The following is a 17,070-nucleotide window of genomic DNA, read 5'->3' as shown; positions in this document are numbered from 1 at the left end:
CTATTAATCCATTAACAGTTCATCATCATCAAGAACTTCCCCGCGAACTTTCTGAAACATGCCAATTAAATCATTTACATCCAAGCCCTTACGCTCTTCATGACAGACATCCAAAATCACTTTTCCACCATGCAACATCAAGGTACGATCGCCATAATCAAGAGCCTGACGCATAGAATGAGTCACCATGATAGTCGTTAATTTTTTCTCTTCAACGATTTTTTCAGTCAACCGCATCACAAAATCAGCCATTCCAGGATCAAGCGCTGAGGTATGTTCATCAAGCAATAAAACATCCGCATGTGCTAATGTTGCCATCACAAGACAAACTGCTTGGCGTTGCCCACCTGACAAACTATCCATAGGATTATGAATATATGCTTCAAGACCAATGCCTAATTGAGCAATTTTCTCTCGAAAAAATTGCCGTTTCTCATGATTTAAAGCCGCACGCAAACCACGACGACTTCCTCGAAGAGCAGCAAGAGCCAAATTTTCTTCAATTGTTAAAGAACCACAACTTCCCTCTAAAGAATCTTGAAAAACACAAGCAATCTTTCCAGCGCGTTCACTGACTGATTGCCTAGAAACATTTTGTCCATTGATAACCACTTTCCCCGTTGAGGGAAGCGTTGCACCCGCTAAAACACTGAGCAAAGTTGATTTACCAGCACCATTTGAACCAATAACCGTAACAAAACTACCCTGATCAATTTTCAGGTTAATATCAATTAAAGCCTGTTTTTCCAAAGGTGTTTGCGGTTTAAATGTGACCCCAACATGAAAAAATTCAATCACGTTTATGCCTCCTCCAATAGCGTGGCACAATAAGGGTTAAAACAACCAACAACGAAGTAATCAACTGAAGATCTGTCGACGTATCAATACCAATGCCATTTGCTTCAAATGCAAATTGCACCGCCACACGATAAAGTACAGACCCTACAATACAGCTGATTATAATCCAAAAAATATTGCGCGTACGAAAGAGAGTTTCACCAATAATCACGGCTGCCAATCCAAAAACAATTGTTCCAATTCCACCGGTAATATCTGTTGCAATCGCAGTTTGAATATAAAGAGAACCACCAAGTGCCACACACGCATTGGAAAGCCCCATTCCAAAATATATCAATGCTGATGTATGAACACCTTGCGCCGTCGCCATGCGTGGATTAGCGCCCATTGCACGCATAGCAAGACCAATCTCACTTTCCAAAAAGCGCCAAATCAAAAACGCCATAACGAGCAACACAATACCAACGAAAAGAGGACGCACAAAAATATCAGACAAACCAAACAGATTATAAAAGGGCGTTAACGCCGTATCAGCAAGAGCTAAATTAACATTAGACCCTCCCATAATTCCCATAATACGAAGATTAACCGTATAAAGTGCCGACATTGTTAAAATAGAAGCTAAAAGATTCAAAATACCAAAATGCAAACTCAACAGAGCGGTTAATAAACCAGCTACCATGCCTGCACAAAAAGCACATGCCATAGCTGTCCATGCATTAAAACCTAAAAGAATCAAGACGCCACAGACACAAGACCCAAGAAGAAATGAGCCATCAACTGTTAAATCAGGAAAGTCCAAAACGCGAAAAGAGAGATAAACCCCTATAGCCACAAACGCATAAATAAGACCTAATTCTACAGCGCCAGAAAACGCAAATATATTCATGTAAAGACAATCCCCATGAAAACTTAACGTATTTTATTGTATCAACATCCTATCAATGAAAGTCATTGAATCACTTTTGTTGCACGATCAATAACTGCCTGCGGAATAACAATCCCCGCTTTTTTTGCTGCTTTCATATCAATTCGAATGTCATTATTAGCCGCCTGCACAACATCAATATCACCAGGCTTTTCACCCTTTAGAATACGCACAACCAACTTCCCAGCATCAACCCCTACATCATAGAAATTCACACCTTGCGTCATAAAGGGACCGCGTCCAATAGAATTAGCATCAACAGTAAATACAGGAACATTTGCTTCCTGTGAGACCTTTACTGCCCCCTCTAAAACAGAAAGAACCGTATTATCAGCGGGAATAAAAATGATATCTACCTTACCTATTAAAGCCCGTGTTGCCGCCTGAACATCTGAAGGTTTTGGTGCTGATGAAGGAATGATTTCAATTCCAACTTTTTTTGCCGCATCTTTTAACACCTTAAGTGTTGAAACAGAATTTGCTTCAGAAGCATTATAGAGATAACCAATTTTTTTCAAATCTGGTTTTACTTCTTGTAAAAGTTTAACACTTTCTGCAACATCTATACGATCAGAACTCCCCGTCATATTACCGCCAGGTTTGGTAAGCGAAGAAACGATTTTAGCTCCGATAGGATCAGAAATCGCCGCAAAAACGATAGGAATTGTTTTTGTTGCCGCAAGCATCGTTTGTGCTGAAGGCGTGGTAATTGCTACAATAACATCGGGTTTATCACCAACAAATTTACGTGCAATTTGCGTTGCTGTTGAAATATTACCCTGCGCTGATAAAAAGGTAAGTTGAAAATTTTCACCTTGCTTATAACCATTTTCTGTAAGAACATCTTCCACACCTTTACGAACGGCATCCGCAGCAGGATGGACCATAATTTGCGTTATTGCAACTTTAACGCGTTTAACTTGGTCATCTGCCTTTGCAACACTGTTCATCATAAAAACAGTTGCAATGATAATCCCTAATATATTTATTCTCTTCAACATTATATTCCACCCCTCTCCATGCAAAAATTAAAAAAAGAATAATCTATTACTGAAGAATTTTCTAAAATCAATCTTTATTTCATTTTATTTAAACATGGACAAAATAAATCAAACTAAAATGATATTTTTTTGTTGCAATTCGTAGAAGCCTACGCCATACAGACAAGACATATATCGAATCGGTAAGCGGGTGTAGCTCAGGGGTAGAGCACAACCTTGCCAAGGTTGGGGTCGTGGGTTCGAATCCCATCGCCCGCTCCATTGAATTTTGTATTTATTCGTTCTTGTGTGGAGTTATAGCTTGTCATCGGTTGTTGTAGCTGTATGTAGCTTGCCAGCAGGTTTTGTATATTTTTCCACTCGATCTTGTATCAATTTATTTTTTTTCAAAGTTTTTCTAAGATTCGTAATTTCTTATGAAGCATCTATTGGATTGGGGGCTTAGATTTAAGATAATAATTTTTAACTTAGACGGATTTTTTACAGCCCCCGTATAAAAGATTAATTAGAAATGATGAGCAATGACAAGAAAAACAAATGTTAAACAAATCAAAAATTGACTTATCATTAGATGAATAATTTTTGTTCAAAAGTACGTTTTTTACCAAAATTGTGCCCTAAAATGAAGGTTGTTGATTTTTCAAATGGCGTGTCTTCTATTAATTCAACATTCGCTTCAGATACATTCAATATTATCTCTTCTAAAAATTTACAAGAAACTATACCTGTAGAGCAGGCAAAATCTATAATCGCTTCCTTTAATGCGCAGAAACTACCTTTAGTTTAGTGGGTTGGACCTCATTCATCTCATTATAAAGTTGATGAAGTTCTCTTATCTATTGGCTTAGAGCATGTTGAAACAGAGGTAGGAATGGCAGCTTTAGCGCAAGATATAGACTCACATGTTACTTCTATGCCAGATAGCTTCAAAATCAAGGAAGTTGAATCACTTCAAGATTTTAGAGATTATGGAAATGTTATGGCATCAGTCTTCGAGCCTTTTAATGAAGAAGCAGTTATATTTTATGAAACAATAGGGCGTTGTTATAAAAAAGACTCTGATGTAGAGATGTTCGTTGGTTATATAAATAACAATCCTATAGCAATATGTTTTTGTATTAAAGCGGATGGGATTGGTGGATTGTATGATATTGTCACCAAGCCAGATTTTCAGAAAAAAGGTATTGGGACATTCATGACAAAAATTGCTATTGAGCATTTAAAAAGAAAGAGATATCATGTTATTGGTATGCAAGCCTCTCACGAGGGAATTAGCATTTATAAAAAATTGGGCTTTACAAACTTTGGTGAATTTAAAATTTATTCCAATAAACACATAGTGGTTTAGCTCTGAATTCTTTTTTGCTCATCAATTAAAAGAATTTATTATTTTCAGCAGAACTCAAATATGATCAAGCAATCGATATAACCAAGAAAGCTTGGCCAATCGCCTTTAATACTGATAGTGAAAAGCTAAAATCAGTTTTATAAACATAATTGTTTCAAATGGCTCACTCAAATTTTCTTATTTTTTACTTTGTCTTAAATAAATATATCTATCACAAATCTAAGTTGAACAAATGTAATTTTTTTATATGATCGATAATCTACTGTCTGTTACTGATATTTATGAAGAGCTCGAAAGCAAACATTTAAAACGACAGTTGCATCATAATTTGTTAGATGGTTAGTCTGTTAGTTAATTAATAGAAAAAATTTTCGCTTTATAAAATAACCAAAGGAGCTTAAAAAATCTTTCAAAGATCATTTAAAGGTCCTTTATGTGTATTGTTTCTTTTTCTATGTCACAGTTGATGATGAAAAATCCCTCACGCTAATTGTAATTATTTTCAAACGAAATAAACTGTTTTCACCTATTATTTAGAGTAAATTAAGTTTTTGGGATTTCTGGCACATCATTTGATAATCCTCTTTCTTGAACAAATTCTTATCCAGAATAATCTTCAACACAAAAATAAATTAATAACTTGATTTATAAAGATAATTTATCATTATTCATATTGAGCAAGCGTCTCAAATATCATAGGATTATCTCATTTCAAATCTCTATACATTAAAATCACTCACAATCATCTACTCACGCATAACAGGAAAAATTGAGGCATCAATAAAATTCACTTGAAGAAAGGAATAAAAACTCTTCTTCTGAACGCTCTGAAATACCAAAGATTATCGCAACATTGGGAGCTAAAATAGTATAGGGAGGTACCCCTTTCACCTTGAAAACGTAAAAATGGGAAGCATAATAGCTTTATACACTTCATAAAGGCTTTAGACCATTCACGAACGTTATTATAAAATGGATGTGACACACTTTGAGAGAAATCTCTTTAAAATAGACATGTGAATTAACAATATTAAGTGCATTCTATTTTACATGAGGAACATAACTTCAAATCAAGATAAGGTAACATAAAGTATTGAAACCGTCATAGTGCACAATAAAATCAGACCATTTTAAATGTTTAATGGTAACATCAGCTAAACAACAGAATAAAAATTCAATTTTGAAAAGATTAAACCATACGCTACAGGTCTATTGAAACTCCGATTGTGCAATCGACTACCTTCTCGCTAAAACTGAATCACTATAAATATAAAAACCTTAAAATCCGCTCTAAATTCGTAAAAGTTTCTAGATCTTGCTGTATTAAATGTTGAAACTCCTCATAGCTACTCATCTGAAACGCCAATAATTCTATAAAGCAGTTCCATAAAAAAGGATAATGACGTTGTAATATCCGAAAAAAATTTACCACATCACCTGAAAGATCATTAATAATTCCATCAGGAAGTATCAATTTCTATTTAGAAAACCCTATCCATGCTGACAAAAACTATGTAAATGTTAGATATATAATAATTTTGATGACGATTTTGGCTCACCCTGTTTTGCCACCAATATAAGAAACAGCGAATATAGCAGGATCCGCCAGCTTTAATATCGCCTTGTAAAAGGTCTTTCCCTCTACTCTTTTTGCTATCAAATCCTGATTTTACAATTCCTTGCTCTCTTTTTTATACTCAAAATTGCCTCTGAAACAGGATAGATTAATCGTAAAAAATATATAAAAGAAGCAAATTATAACATTTTTTCTTATCCTTCTTAATACAAAATAACTGTTAAGCTACAATGCGCTAACACTTATCAGTCATAAGTCCAAAACATCATATAATGACGAAACAAATTCATAGAGTGAAGATTTTTCACAATCAATCGTTGTATTAATCTTTCCATAATGCATAAAAATGATGAAGCGGCCCTCGCCCTTTCCCTACTTTTAAAGCATCTGAAGCAGTTAAAGCGCCATGCAAATAATCTTTTGCTTGTTTAACAGCGCAATCCAAAGGTTGAGTAGGTAACAGAGCTGCAATGGCAGCAGAAATGGTACACCCTGTCCCATGATCATGAGTAGTTGAAAGACGAGAAGCTTCAAGTATAAAAAGGTTTTCACAATCACAATAAAGGTCTGGACTAGAACAATCGTAATTTTCTGTGCTATTTTTGGTAAGCGTATTCAAATGTCCCCCTTTTAACAAAACTGCATGACACCCTAGCGCCAAGAGTCGTGGAGCATATTGATACATAGTCTCTAAAGACCATTGCACTTCACCCCCCAATAACAGTGCAGCTTCAGGCAAATTTGGCGTGATCAAAGTTGACATCGGCACAAGAACATCACGCATAATTTCAATTGCATCAGACTTTAAAAGAACATCACCACTTTTTGCAACCATAACCGGATCAAAAACAATGAAACGCACTTTATGATAAGCAAGACGTTCTGCAATAACCTGTGCAATCTGAGCATTTGCAACCATACCAATTTTAACGGCATCAACATGGATATCCTCAAAAACAGAATCAATTTGATCTGCAACAAAAGAAGCATCTAATGCCTGAAAAGAACGCACACCCTGAGTATTTTGTGCAACAACAGCTGTAACCACACTCATACCATAAGTTTTCATAGCTGAAAAAACCTTCAAATCCGCCTGCATTCCAGCGCCACCAGAAGGATCTGTTCCCGCAATAGATAAAATCCGTGGAATAAAAAGTTTATCTTTTTGTAATTCCATTAACCTCTTTCCTTCTGTTTTTAAATATCGGAAAATGAGTTACCGAAAAAATAGATGCTTGAGAAAACATAAAGAAGATGTTTTCTCATGTGAATTATATTATATATGAAGTCTTCTTATAGATATAAAATGGAAAATGTAGTGCTTATCCTTCGTTCTATTCTTTTTACGTTCGCTTTTTATACAACAACTTTCATACAAATGATTCTTTACGCTCCCGTTTATTTTTTAATGCCCCGCAAAAAGGCATGGATTGTCCCTAAAACATGGGCACGCGTTACACTCTTTTTGCAAAAATACATCGCAGGCACAAGTTATGAGATTGAAGGTTTAGAAAATCTTCCCAAAGGCCCCTATATCATTGCTCCAAAGCATCAATCAGCTTGGGAAACTTTCAGTCTTGTTCCTTATTTTGATGATCCCACTCTCATTTTAAAACGTGAATTGATGTGGATTCCATTGTTTGGCTGGTATATGGCAAAAACGCAAATTATCCCCATTAACCGCACAACACCCATCAAAGCTTTAAAAATGATTATACAAAAAGCAAAAGAGAAAGTAAAACAAGGGCGCCAAATCTTGATTTTTCCCGAAGGAACACGCCGACAACCCGGTCAAGAACCAGATTATAAGTCAGGAATTGTCGCGCTCTATAATGAATTAGGACTTCAAGTTGTCCCTATTGCACACAATGCGGGTTTATATTGGCCACGCAATAATTTTCGCCGCTATCCCGGAACAATTCGTGTCCGTATTCTTCCCCCGATAGAAGCGGGTTTAAGCAAACGTGATTTTCTAGATCAACTTGTCCAAAAAACTGAAAAAGCGTGTGATGAACTGCTTCTCTTAGCAGCTCAAGATCCTACCCCTCCTCCTATGCCACCATACGCTGTTCAGAAACTTCAAAAACTAAATCATCATGAAACAATGCACTAATTGATAAGAATAATGCATAACTTTGTATATTGAGCGGAGTATAGGGAACAAAAATATAAGAAAGATACTTCAAACTTTCTAATTCAAAATTATAAAACACATGTACATGATAAGAAATAATCAATGTGTAAATTTTTTTGAAAAAGAATTCTTCCTCTCTTTAAAATCATTTAAATAACATACATCTCATTGACTTATAAGGATGTTTTAGCGTTATTCAACTTGAATGAGAACCCTGAATACCGTAAGATTCTCTCATTTCAAATCTATTCTAGGTTGAATCAATTAGAATCATTTTCTTACACATTACAAGCGGGGATATCTGTGTGAATAAAACGATACAAGAAAAGATTAAAATGCTTTTTACGAACCGTCTCAAGTGCCAAGGGCTATCCTAACAGGAGAGCAAGAAAAATGCATGATTATACAGATTCATTCCTTTCTGAGAAATTCAATCCCTCCAAGAACATGAAATCTTGTACAATCTTCATTATTTAAAAAGTATTTCTTGAGATACTTAAGTCATCAAACCAAATTCAAGGGGAAAATAAAAATGAGTGTTGGTTTTTATCCCACAGACACAACGGATACAGCAATTAACCATCTTTCCTCCCTATCCTAGACTTAAAAGCTTTGTGTGCTACATTAAAACAATTCTAAATAACGAATAAGAGGGAACTAGATTTAAATTAATGCAACGTCTCTTCTATAATTTATTTTTTTCTGTGATTTTGAGTTTATCCAGCGCTGTTGCTTTAGCGCAGCCTTTTATTTCTGTTGATGTTACAACGAGGCGTATCTTAAAACATAATCAAGCTTTTGAGCGTTGGTATCCTGCTTCCTTGACAAAATTAATGACCGCTTATGTTATTTTTCGTGCCATGAGCCGAGGAGAAGTTTCACCAAACAAACATATCACCATCAGCGAATACGCCGCAAAAGCTCCCTCATATCGTTCAGGCTATAAAGCTGGTTCTGTACTCACACTTGATACAGCCTTAAGTATCACCATGGTTAAATCTACCAATGATTTAGCCATTGCCATGAGTGAAGCTGTTGCGGGTTCACAGAAAGATTTTGTACATAAAATGAATAGCGAAGCTAAACGTTTAGGCATGTTTGGCACCCATTTTGCGAACGCAAGTGGTTTACCAGATCCTCAAAACTATTCCACGGCACGCGATATTGCTCTTTTAGCCGTTCAAATACGTAGAGAATTTCCACAATATGCTCATTATTTTTCTATTCCAGCCATTGATTTTGGTAATAATCGAAAAATCCAACATAACTCAAACAACCTCATTGGCCGTTTTTATGGGATAGACGGTATGAAAACAGGCTTTATTTGTGCCTCTGGTTTTAATCTTGTTGCCTCAGCCACCCGCAATAAACGTACAATTATTGCTGTCATTCTAGGTGCTAACAACATAAGTGAAAGAGAAGAAAAAGCTGCACAACTTCTTGAAATAGGATTTTTGCACCAAGGAAACCCCCAATTAACACTAGCAACATTAAAACCTTATGGGAGCAACATAACAAAAGCCAACAATATGAGACAACAAACATGCACACCTGAAGCCATAAAAATGCATGCAAAATCATATGATGATCAAGGAAATATTATTCTCACCTCACCTTTTATCACTGCTCCACCTTCTTTTTCTCATCCTTTATCAGTACACCTCATTCGTACGCCACAAACACCTAAAATGACAGTAAAACCACTAAGAAAACCCTATATTCCGTATAAAAGGCACGCAAACCATTCTATAAAAAGCCATAAATCATAATCTACAATTAATTATAATACTTTGATTTATAATGATAATTAATTATTTTGTACCTTATGTCAAAACCACAAGTATTGTAAGATTCTCTCATTTCAAATCTGTATTTGTTGAATCAATAAAACCAGTCTCTTGCGCGCCACAAGGTGGATGAACATGTAGATAAAATAATTAAAACAAGGAATAAAAATCCTTCCTATAAGTCCTTTCAAGAACCAAGAATTATCATAACATTGACGCTAAAAAGTGTATAATATACCCACGTGCACCTACCTTTATAAGCGTAAAGATAGTGGTACAATGGATCTCATGAGGGATTAACCATTACATCCCTCACGGACATCATTATAAATTGGTTAGACATACTGAGATATATTTTTTAAAAACAAAACTATGATTGATGATTAACATGAAAATAAAGCGCATCCCTCTCACGCTTATTACGGGTTTTTTAGGCTCTGGCAAAACAACTTTGCTCAACCGTATGCTACAAGACCCTCTTCTAACAGAATGTGCTGTTATCATCAATGAATTCGGCGAAATCAGTATTGACCACCTTCTGGTTGAAAAAACAACAGAAGGAATTATTGAGCTTGCCAATGGTTGCTTATGCTGCAATTTACGCAGTGATCTCATCGACACATTAATTGATTTAATAAATCGCGTTCAGACAGGACAGATCAAACAACTCCATCATATTATCATTGAAACCACAGGGATGGCTGATCCCGCCCCTATTTTACAAATACTTTTAAGCCACCCATTGTTTATTCAAACATTGTCCATAAATGCTGTTCTTGCAACATTTGATACATTAAGCCCACTTTCCATATGTGAGCGCTATCCTGAAATATATAAACAATTAATATTTGCTGATAAAATCATTCTCACCAAAACAGATCTTAGAGACCCACAAACGCTTTCAGATGCACTCCTTAGCACACTTAAAACAATGAATCCTACAGCACAAATCATTGACGCCCATTCTAAAGATTTCTGTTCAAATCTATTAATAAATAACACATTATGGGATGAAAAAGTAGAAAATACAAAACTTAAACAAAATCTTACGACTACCCCACATGATCATAGCCCCCATAAAACCATTCGTACCTTTTCACTAAACTGTGAGGGTCCTGTTGATTACGCCACAATTGAGGCTTTTTTAGATCTCCTACAAGAGCGTTATGGTACAAAATTATTACGTATTAAAGCAATTATCGCATTACGTGATGACCCTTATCGCCCACTTGTATTACATGGCGTACAAACATTTTTTCATCCTCCCATAAGATTGCCAGCATGGCCAAAAGGAATAAAACAAACACGTTTCGTCATCATTGCCGATGGTGTTGAAAAAGACGCAATACAAAAGCTCCTCAATGCTTTTTTTAATAAACCAGCAATAGATACTGCAGACAAAACAGCTCTCTTAGAAAATCCCCTGGTCATTCCAGGAATAAAATTTTAATTTTTTCTCCCCTTCAATGATATAACATTAAATTCATTAGCACCACCATCTTTATGCTTTTAAAGGAGCAAACCGGCACCATTACACACTTTGCTAATTCCCAATGTTGAAACAGCTCTTGGTACTTGAGACGGTTTGTAAAAAGCATTTTAGTCTTTCTTGCACAGTTTCACCCACGCGGCTATCCCCGCTTGTAACGTGCAAGCAAATGGTTTTAATTTATTCAACATGGAACGGCTTTGAAATGAGAGAAGCTTACGGTATTCAGGGTTCTAATTTGACTTAAAAACTAAATTATCATTATAAATCAAATTGTTATGATACAAAATTTAATACCCATCAATCTGCAAATAGATTGTTTTCTCTCTAAATGCGCTTCATCTGCAAACCATTTCATGTGATTCATTTCACAGACCGATTGGCCAAATTCTTGGTTCTAAAATATTCTGCTCAACTCTATATTTATTCAAGCTAATTGAAATCAAAATCCCTGTTAAGAAAAAAACCAAAATTAGACAGAGGCAATATCGCATTTTAAAATATGTGAATGTATCTTATATAACAGCACGACAAGACAATATTTCACAGCATAAAAGAATAAAACTCTTTGAAAGAAATAAAAAGAGAGGTACATTTTATATTAACTTACTCTTCACTAAAAACGAAGATTGATACCAGTAACGATGTGCAAACAATCCAACTTCTTTGAGAAAATTCCTCTTGGCTTCCCACTTCATATGATTTACTTACATAAAGCTCTATGAAAAAACTCTGCACTTTAAAATATTGACCACTCACTTAAACATCTTATGTGCAAAGTTTTTGCATATCCTGTATCACCATTATTAAGTGATAGTGTTTACGGTGCAGTAGGATACAATACCACTCACTGCATTAGAGAAACTGAATTTGTATCAATATCGCGATTAAAAACGTAACGTTTTCCATAAACCTCAACAGTTGGAGGTTGACGATTTTTTTCAAAAAAATCATAACCTTTCTTAAGCATAATCCAGAATTGATAATGAGGATTCTTGCTATGACGTGACATATTATCCTCGGTCATGCGGAAAGGAAAAGCCTGCAACTGAAACTCTCTTTGTCCTCCTTTAAAAGCATCCCGTGCAAACGCATAAATCTGAGCCATGTTCTTATCACTCATAGAATAACAACCTGCGGAAAAGCAAGAACCATGAACCATAAGATTGCTTCCTGTGCGACCATTTTCCTGATCATAAAGGTTAGGAAATCCTATATTAAAAGAGAGATAATATTTTGAATAAGGATTCATTTGGTTTGCGCTAATAGTATAAAAACCCTCTGGTGTCTGAAGATCCCCTTCTTTATATTTAGGTCCAAGCTTACCAGACCATTTGCAAATGCCATAGCGAGCAACCAAGATAAAAGGTCCTGAACGAGATTGCTTCCAAACTTCAGCAAGATTTTCTTCCTTAAAAAACCGCATCATAATCGGTGCATAGGGATCTATATCATACAGAACCATTCTATTTTTGATTTCTTGCGGCAACGGCTGCTCAACTTTAGCGCGAATAGAGGCTGGTAATCTTCCTTCACATGCTGTCAATAGTCCCATTACAAACAACACACACACAGCGAGGAATCTGCTAAATGTCATCGAATAAAACTCCAATCCAACACCCCTCACAAAAAATAATCTATGTTAGAGATCGACCAATTTGAAGGTATTTTTCCCTTCGCTCTTGTTTAAGCACTTGACCATCTTTTCCAGCCATAGCTTTTAAAGCCTCTGAAATAACATCACCCGTTGCATCAATGACAATCTCTTTGCCACGATGCGCTCCCCCTAAAGGTTCCGAAATAATGCCATCAATAATCTTTAAGCGATACAAATCTTGAGCGGTAATACGCATATTCATTGCAGCATCTTTTGCACGAGCTGGATCACGCCATAAGATAGAAGCTGCTCCTTCTGGTGAAATAACAGAGTAAATTGCGTGCTCCAACATATAAACTTTGTTGGCAGCCGCGATTGCTATCGCCCCTCCAGAACCGCCTTCTCCAATAACAACGGAAACCACAGGAACTTTCAAACGCAAAGTTGTAGCTGTTGATTGAGCAATTGCTTCCGCTTGCCCACGTTCTTCAGCGCTTACCCCAGGATAAGCACCTGCTGTATCAATAAAAGTGAGGAGTGGCAAACCAAAGCGGTCAGCCATTTCCATAATACGTACAGCTTTACGATAGCCTTCTGGACGTGCAGAACCAAAATTATAGCGCAAACGTGTTTCCGTATCGTGACCTTTCTCTTGACCGATATAAGCAATGGCCTCACCTTTAAAGCGTGCAAACCCCGCTTGAATAGCCTCATCTTCAGCAAACTTGCGATCTCCGGCCAAAGGCGTAACATCACTCAATAGGCGTTTAGAATAGTCCATAAAATGGGGACGATCCGGATGACGAGCGACTTGTGTTTTTTGCCACGGCGATAATTTTTTATAAATATCGCGCAACGCTGTTTGGGAACGCGTTTCAAGACGAGCAATCTCGTCACTCATATCAAGACTGCCTTTTTCCTGAGAAATTTTTTTTAATTCAAGAATTTTCCCATCAAGATCAGCAACTGGTTTTTCAAAATCAAGATAATTATACATTTGTATCAACTCATTCAGTGTCACTTATACACTTATAATTTGCTTTATAAAGTCTTTTTCAAAAACATCACCTTTTCTTTAACGAGCCTTTTGCTCATCGGCAAGTGGATGATGCTCATTGACTAAACGATAAAGTCCCTCTTCCAACACATGGGTATAAATCTGAGTGGTAGCAATATCAGAATGACCTAACAAATGTTGAACGGCACGCAAATCAGCACCATTTTGCAAAAGATGACTAGCAAAAGCATGACGCAACACATGGGGAGAAAAGCTATCACTTCCTATCCCTGCTCTTCTAGCGAGATTTTTCAACTCTCGTGCAACGACTTGACGAGCAATATATCCTGTCTCGGAATGCGCAGGAAAAAGATAAGAACTCGTAGCATCCTTTCCCTGATCACGCAAGTTTAACCACTGTGAAAGAACTTGACATGCTTTTTTTGATAACAGCACCATTCGTTCTTTTTTGCCCTTACCACGAACCAAAACGCTGTATTCCTTCCTTCGAACAGACTGAACCGGCAGACTCACCAACTCACTAATACGTAACCCTGTTGCATAAAGCATTTCAATCAATAGCTGAAGACGCAGTGCACGGAAATAACCTTTGGACCCATAGTCTGCTTGATTGACTTCTAACTCCGCAAAATCAAGCAATTTTATCACTGCATCTTCACTCATGATTCTGGGCAAAGGACGCCTCTGACGAGGTGCATCAATATCATGAGAGGGATCATCTGCTCTCAACCCTTCAGCATAAAGGAATTGATAAAACTGACGCAAAGTTGATAAACGGCGCGCTTGCGACGATGCCGCAAAACCAAAAGTATGCATAAGCGACAAAAGGGTAATTAAATCTTCTTTTTGTGCTGAAAAAAGCGAAACAGAGTGTGAAGACAATTCGTCTTGTGCCCACTGCAAATCATGCTGATAAGCCGCAAGCGTATGAGACGAAGCCCCTCTCTCCGCACTCATCATCTCAAGAAAATGATCTATCACAGCACCACTTTTCATTTCATTGATTCGCTTCCGTAGAAAGATTCCATGAATCCAAGGGAACATCAATGTACATATCCACAGTTACTGGTTCAACCCAAACCACAAGAGCACCCATTATAATGAAAAGAACAGAAAGCAAAATGAAAAGAATCATCAAAAATCTAGTCAATGTTGGCATAAGACAATAACCTACCCAAAAATATTCTATCTCGTATTATGCCTCACAAAGATTAACAGGAATTGACTTTAAGATGGATAAATGCCGAAATAAAGTTATGAAAAGCAATCGACCAAAACGCGTTCCCATAACACAAATAAAGAATCAGCTCTTATCGTCCCTTGATAAAAGAGCACTTGTCCTTGTTGGTCTTATGGGGGCAGGCAAATCAGTGATCGGAAAACGCGTCGCCACCATGCTCCGTTTACCTTTTTATGATTCTGACCAAGAAATTGAAAAAGCTGCACAAATGACAATTACGGAAATCTTTGAAATTTATGGTGAATCCGAATTTCGTGCTCTTGAACAGCGTGTTATTCTAAACCTCATGAAAAAAAATCCCCTTGTTTTAGCAACAGGTGGTGGTGCCTATATAAATGAAAATATCCGAAAAGCCATTCACAAAAATGGTATATCCATATGGCTAAAAGTCGATCTTGATATCCTCATGCAACGTGTCTCAAAGCACCCGACACGTCCCTTGCTTCAAACAGCCAATCCTAAAGAAACCATGCAAAAACTCATGGAACAGCGTTATCCTATCTATGCAAAGGCAAACTTAACAATTAACAGTCATAAAGAAAGCCGTCATACCGTAGCACAAAATGTTATACGATCCGTACAGCACTACCTATACACAGAAATTAACAATAGGGATAACCAGCATGCAAACCAAAACCGTTACTGTTAAACTGGACAAACACTGTTACGATATCATCATTGGTCCGGGTCTGATTACACAAGCTGCTTCACAAATTAAACATGCTCTTAATAAAAAAGATCCTCATCAAACGCGCTTGGCGCTTGTTACAGATACAAATGTTGCTTCCCTTCATTTGGAGATATTGCAAGCAGAATTAACAAAAAATAAAATTCATACTGTCCCTATTATTGTAGAAGCGGGAGAACAATCAAAATCATTTTCAACCCTGCAAGTTGTCATCGATCAAATTCTTGCTGCGCGTTTAGAAAGAGGCGACTGTGTTATTGCTTTTGGCGGTGGTGTCATTGGCGATCTAGCAGGATTTGCGGCAAGTATAATCCGCCGTGGTATGAACTTCATTCAAATGCCCACAACGCTTCTTGCACAAATTGATTCCTCTGTTGGTGGAAAAACTGGAATCAATAGCCAATATGGCAAAAATCTTATCGGTGCTTTTTATCAACCACAATGCGTTATTGCTGATACGTGTCTTCTTGATACCCTGCCGCCGCGCGAATTTCGCGCTGGCTACGCAGAAATAGTAAAATACGGTCTCATTAACCAACCTGACTTTTTTGAGTGGCTTGAAAAAAATGGGCAGAAAATTTTCTCTAATGGCCCTATGCGAACAGAGGCCATTGTTCGCTCATGCCAATTTAAAGCTGACATTGTAGCACGCGATGAGTACGAAACGGGAGAGCGTGCACTCTTAAATCTTGGCCATACATTTGGACACATGCTTGAAACAGCAACCGCTTATGACTCCAACCGTTTAATCCATGGCGAAAGCGTAGCAATTGGGATGATTCTAGCTCATCAATTCTCTGCTCAATTAAATTTAATAAGCCCCACGCTTACACAACGCATTGAAGCGCACTTCAAATTTATAGGATTGCCTACACAATTAAAGGATATCCCAGGGGGTCTACCAGATGCTGAAACTTTAATGACTCTCATTGCCCAAGATAAAAAAGTTTCGCAAAACAATTTGACTTTCATCTTAACACGCGGACTTGGCCAATCATTTATTGCAAAAAATGTTTCACCAGATGCAGTTTTATCCTTTTTGGAACAAAAATTAACAGAAATTCGTTAATTCATATTGAATATAATTGATTCGTTTTTATACTTCTATTAAAGATTAAATATGATGATGTCTGCGTAGCTCAGTAGGATAGAGCACAGGATTCCTAAAGAAATTGGGCACTTTGAGGAGAAATCCTCAAAGTGAATCTGCTCAAATTCGGGGAAAGCTTCATGGGCGACTATATGCCAATCCCGAGCCAAGTCTCTTTTCAAATGAGAGAAAGGTGTAGAGACTGAACGGGCAGCACCTAAAGAGCAAAAGCTTTAAGGTGAAGAGACAGTCCAGACCACAAACAGCCGATAAGGCTGGCGGTGAAAATCGAAGTGGTATGAATCCTGGGGTCGCAGGTTCGAATCCTGCCGTAGACACCATCGTATCAGTCAAATTATTCTTTGTGCACAATATT

At 37.0% G+C, this 17,070-nt stretch carries 14 protein-coding genes and 1 tRNA gene; 7 read left to right on the top strand and 8 right to left on the bottom strand.

Annotated features, from left to right (window positions below; translation table 11 throughout):
* Positions 1–3: 3 nt before the first annotated feature.
* From ACFIO5_RS00965 to ACFIO5_RS00955, 3 genes are all read right to left on the bottom strand, one after another.
* Positions 4–798 carry an ABC transporter ATP-binding protein gene (locus ACFIO5_RS00965; protein ID WP_375618340.1) on the bottom strand — a complete coding sequence of 265 codons (795 nt, stop codon included), beginning with the start codon at positions 796–798 and terminating at the stop codon, positions 4–6.
* A complete protein-coding gene (locus ACFIO5_RS00960; protein WP_375634319.1) occupies positions 791–1,687 on the bottom strand; it encodes an ABC transporter permease in 897 nt (298 codons plus the stop codon). The genes ACFIO5_RS00965 and ACFIO5_RS00960 overlap by 8 nt, the downstream gene beginning before the upstream one ends.
* Before the next feature lie 62 nt (positions 1,688–1,749).
* The gene (locus ACFIO5_RS00955) at positions 1,750–2,727 is read right to left on the bottom strand and encodes an ABC transporter substrate-binding protein (RefSeq protein ID WP_375633609.1); all 978 of its coding nucleotides are present in this window, start codon (positions 2,725–2,727) and stop codon (positions 1,750–1,752) included.
* A 186-nt stretch (positions 2,728–2,913) separates the two neighbouring features.
* Between ACFIO5_RS00955 and ACFIO5_RS00950 the strand changes: the two genes are divergently transcribed.
* A tRNA-Gly gene (locus tag ACFIO5_RS00950) sits at positions 2,914–2,988 on the top strand.
* Between the two features lie 306 nt (positions 2,989–3,294).
* Here the strand turns inward: ACFIO5_RS00950 and ACFIO5_RS00945 are convergent.
* A complete protein-coding gene (locus tag ACFIO5_RS00945; protein ID WP_375633916.1) occupies positions 3,295–3,417 on the bottom strand; it encodes a hypothetical protein in 123 nt (40 codons plus the stop codon).
* Between the two features lie 181 nt (positions 3,418–3,598).
* On the opposite strand from ACFIO5_RS00945, the gene ACFIO5_RS00940 reads away from it, so the two are divergent.
* Positions 3,599–4,075, top strand: coding sequence for a GNAT family N-acetyltransferase (locus ACFIO5_RS00940; protein WP_375633918.1), 477 nt, complete (start codon positions 3,599–3,601; stop codon positions 4,073–4,075).
* A gap of 1,898 nt (positions 4,076–5,973) precedes the next feature.
* On the opposite strand, the gene thiD is transcribed toward ACFIO5_RS00940, so the two are convergent.
* Positions 5,974–6,828 carry a bifunctional hydroxymethylpyrimidine kinase/phosphomethylpyrimidine kinase gene (gene thiD, locus ACFIO5_RS00935; protein WP_375617415.1) on the bottom strand — a complete coding sequence of 285 codons (855 nt, stop codon included), beginning with the start codon at positions 6,826–6,828 and terminating at the stop codon, positions 5,974–5,976.
* A gap of 129 nt (positions 6,829–6,957) precedes the next feature.
* On the opposite strand from thiD, the gene ACFIO5_RS00930 reads away from it, so the two are divergent.
* The 3 genes from ACFIO5_RS00930 (at position 6,958) to ACFIO5_RS00920 (ending at position 11,022) form a co-directional block, all read left to right on the top strand.
* Positions 6,958–7,764, top strand: a complete 807-nt coding sequence (locus ACFIO5_RS00930; protein WP_273790137.1) for a lysophospholipid acyltransferase family protein — start codon at positions 6,958–6,960, stop codon at positions 7,762–7,764.
* Between the two features lie 692 nt (positions 7,765–8,456).
* Complete coding sequence (locus ACFIO5_RS00925; RefSeq protein WP_375642807.1) at positions 8,457–9,554, top strand: D-alanyl-D-alanine carboxypeptidase family protein; 1,098 nt, start codon at positions 8,457–8,459, stop codon at positions 9,552–9,554.
* Between the two features lie 406 nt (positions 9,555–9,960).
* Positions 9,961–11,022: a CobW family GTP-binding protein gene (locus ACFIO5_RS00920; RefSeq protein WP_375633924.1), complete on the top strand. Its 1,062-nt coding sequence runs from the start codon at positions 9,961–9,963 to the stop codon at positions 11,020–11,022.
* A gap of 886 nt (positions 11,023–11,908) precedes the next feature.
* On the opposite strand, the gene ACFIO5_RS00915 is transcribed toward ACFIO5_RS00920, so the two are convergent.
* The 3 genes from ACFIO5_RS00915 to ACFIO5_RS00905 form a co-directional block, all read right to left on the bottom strand.
* The gene (locus ACFIO5_RS00915) at positions 11,909–12,658 is read right to left on the bottom strand and encodes a L,D-transpeptidase family protein (protein WP_375617418.1); all 750 of its coding nucleotides are present in this window, start codon (positions 12,656–12,658) and stop codon (positions 11,909–11,911) included.
* A gap of 40 nt (positions 12,659–12,698) precedes the next feature.
* Entirely contained in the window at positions 12,699–13,655 is a 957-nt protein-coding gene (locus tag ACFIO5_RS00910) for an acetyl-CoA carboxylase carboxyltransferase subunit alpha (protein WP_375633734.1), read from the bottom strand.
* A gap of 78 nt (positions 13,656–13,733) precedes the next feature.
* Positions 13,734–14,672 carry a site-specific tyrosine recombinase XerD gene (locus ACFIO5_RS00905; RefSeq protein WP_375617420.1) on the bottom strand — a complete coding sequence of 313 codons (939 nt, stop codon included), beginning with the start codon at positions 14,670–14,672 and terminating at the stop codon, positions 13,734–13,736.
* A 260-nt stretch (positions 14,673–14,932) separates the two neighbouring features.
* On the opposite strand from ACFIO5_RS00905, the gene ACFIO5_RS00900 reads away from it, so the two are divergent.
* Positions 14,933–15,565, top strand: a complete 633-nt coding sequence (locus ACFIO5_RS00900) for a shikimate kinase (protein WP_375633735.1) — start codon at positions 14,933–14,935, stop codon at positions 15,563–15,565.
* Positions 15,540–16,673: a 3-dehydroquinate synthase gene (aroB, locus tag ACFIO5_RS00895; RefSeq protein ID WP_375617421.1), complete on the top strand. Its 1,134-nt coding sequence runs from the start codon at positions 15,540–15,542 to the stop codon at positions 16,671–16,673. Before ACFIO5_RS00900 ends, aroB begins: the two co-directional genes overlap by 26 nt.
* The last annotated feature ends 397 nt before the right edge of the window (positions 16,674–17,070 follow it).

It is taken from the genome of Bartonella sp. AA86SXKL, from assembly GCF_042196885.1.
The sequence above is the reverse complement of the archived record's forward strand: the minus strand, read 5'-3'. Positions and strand labels throughout refer to the sequence as shown.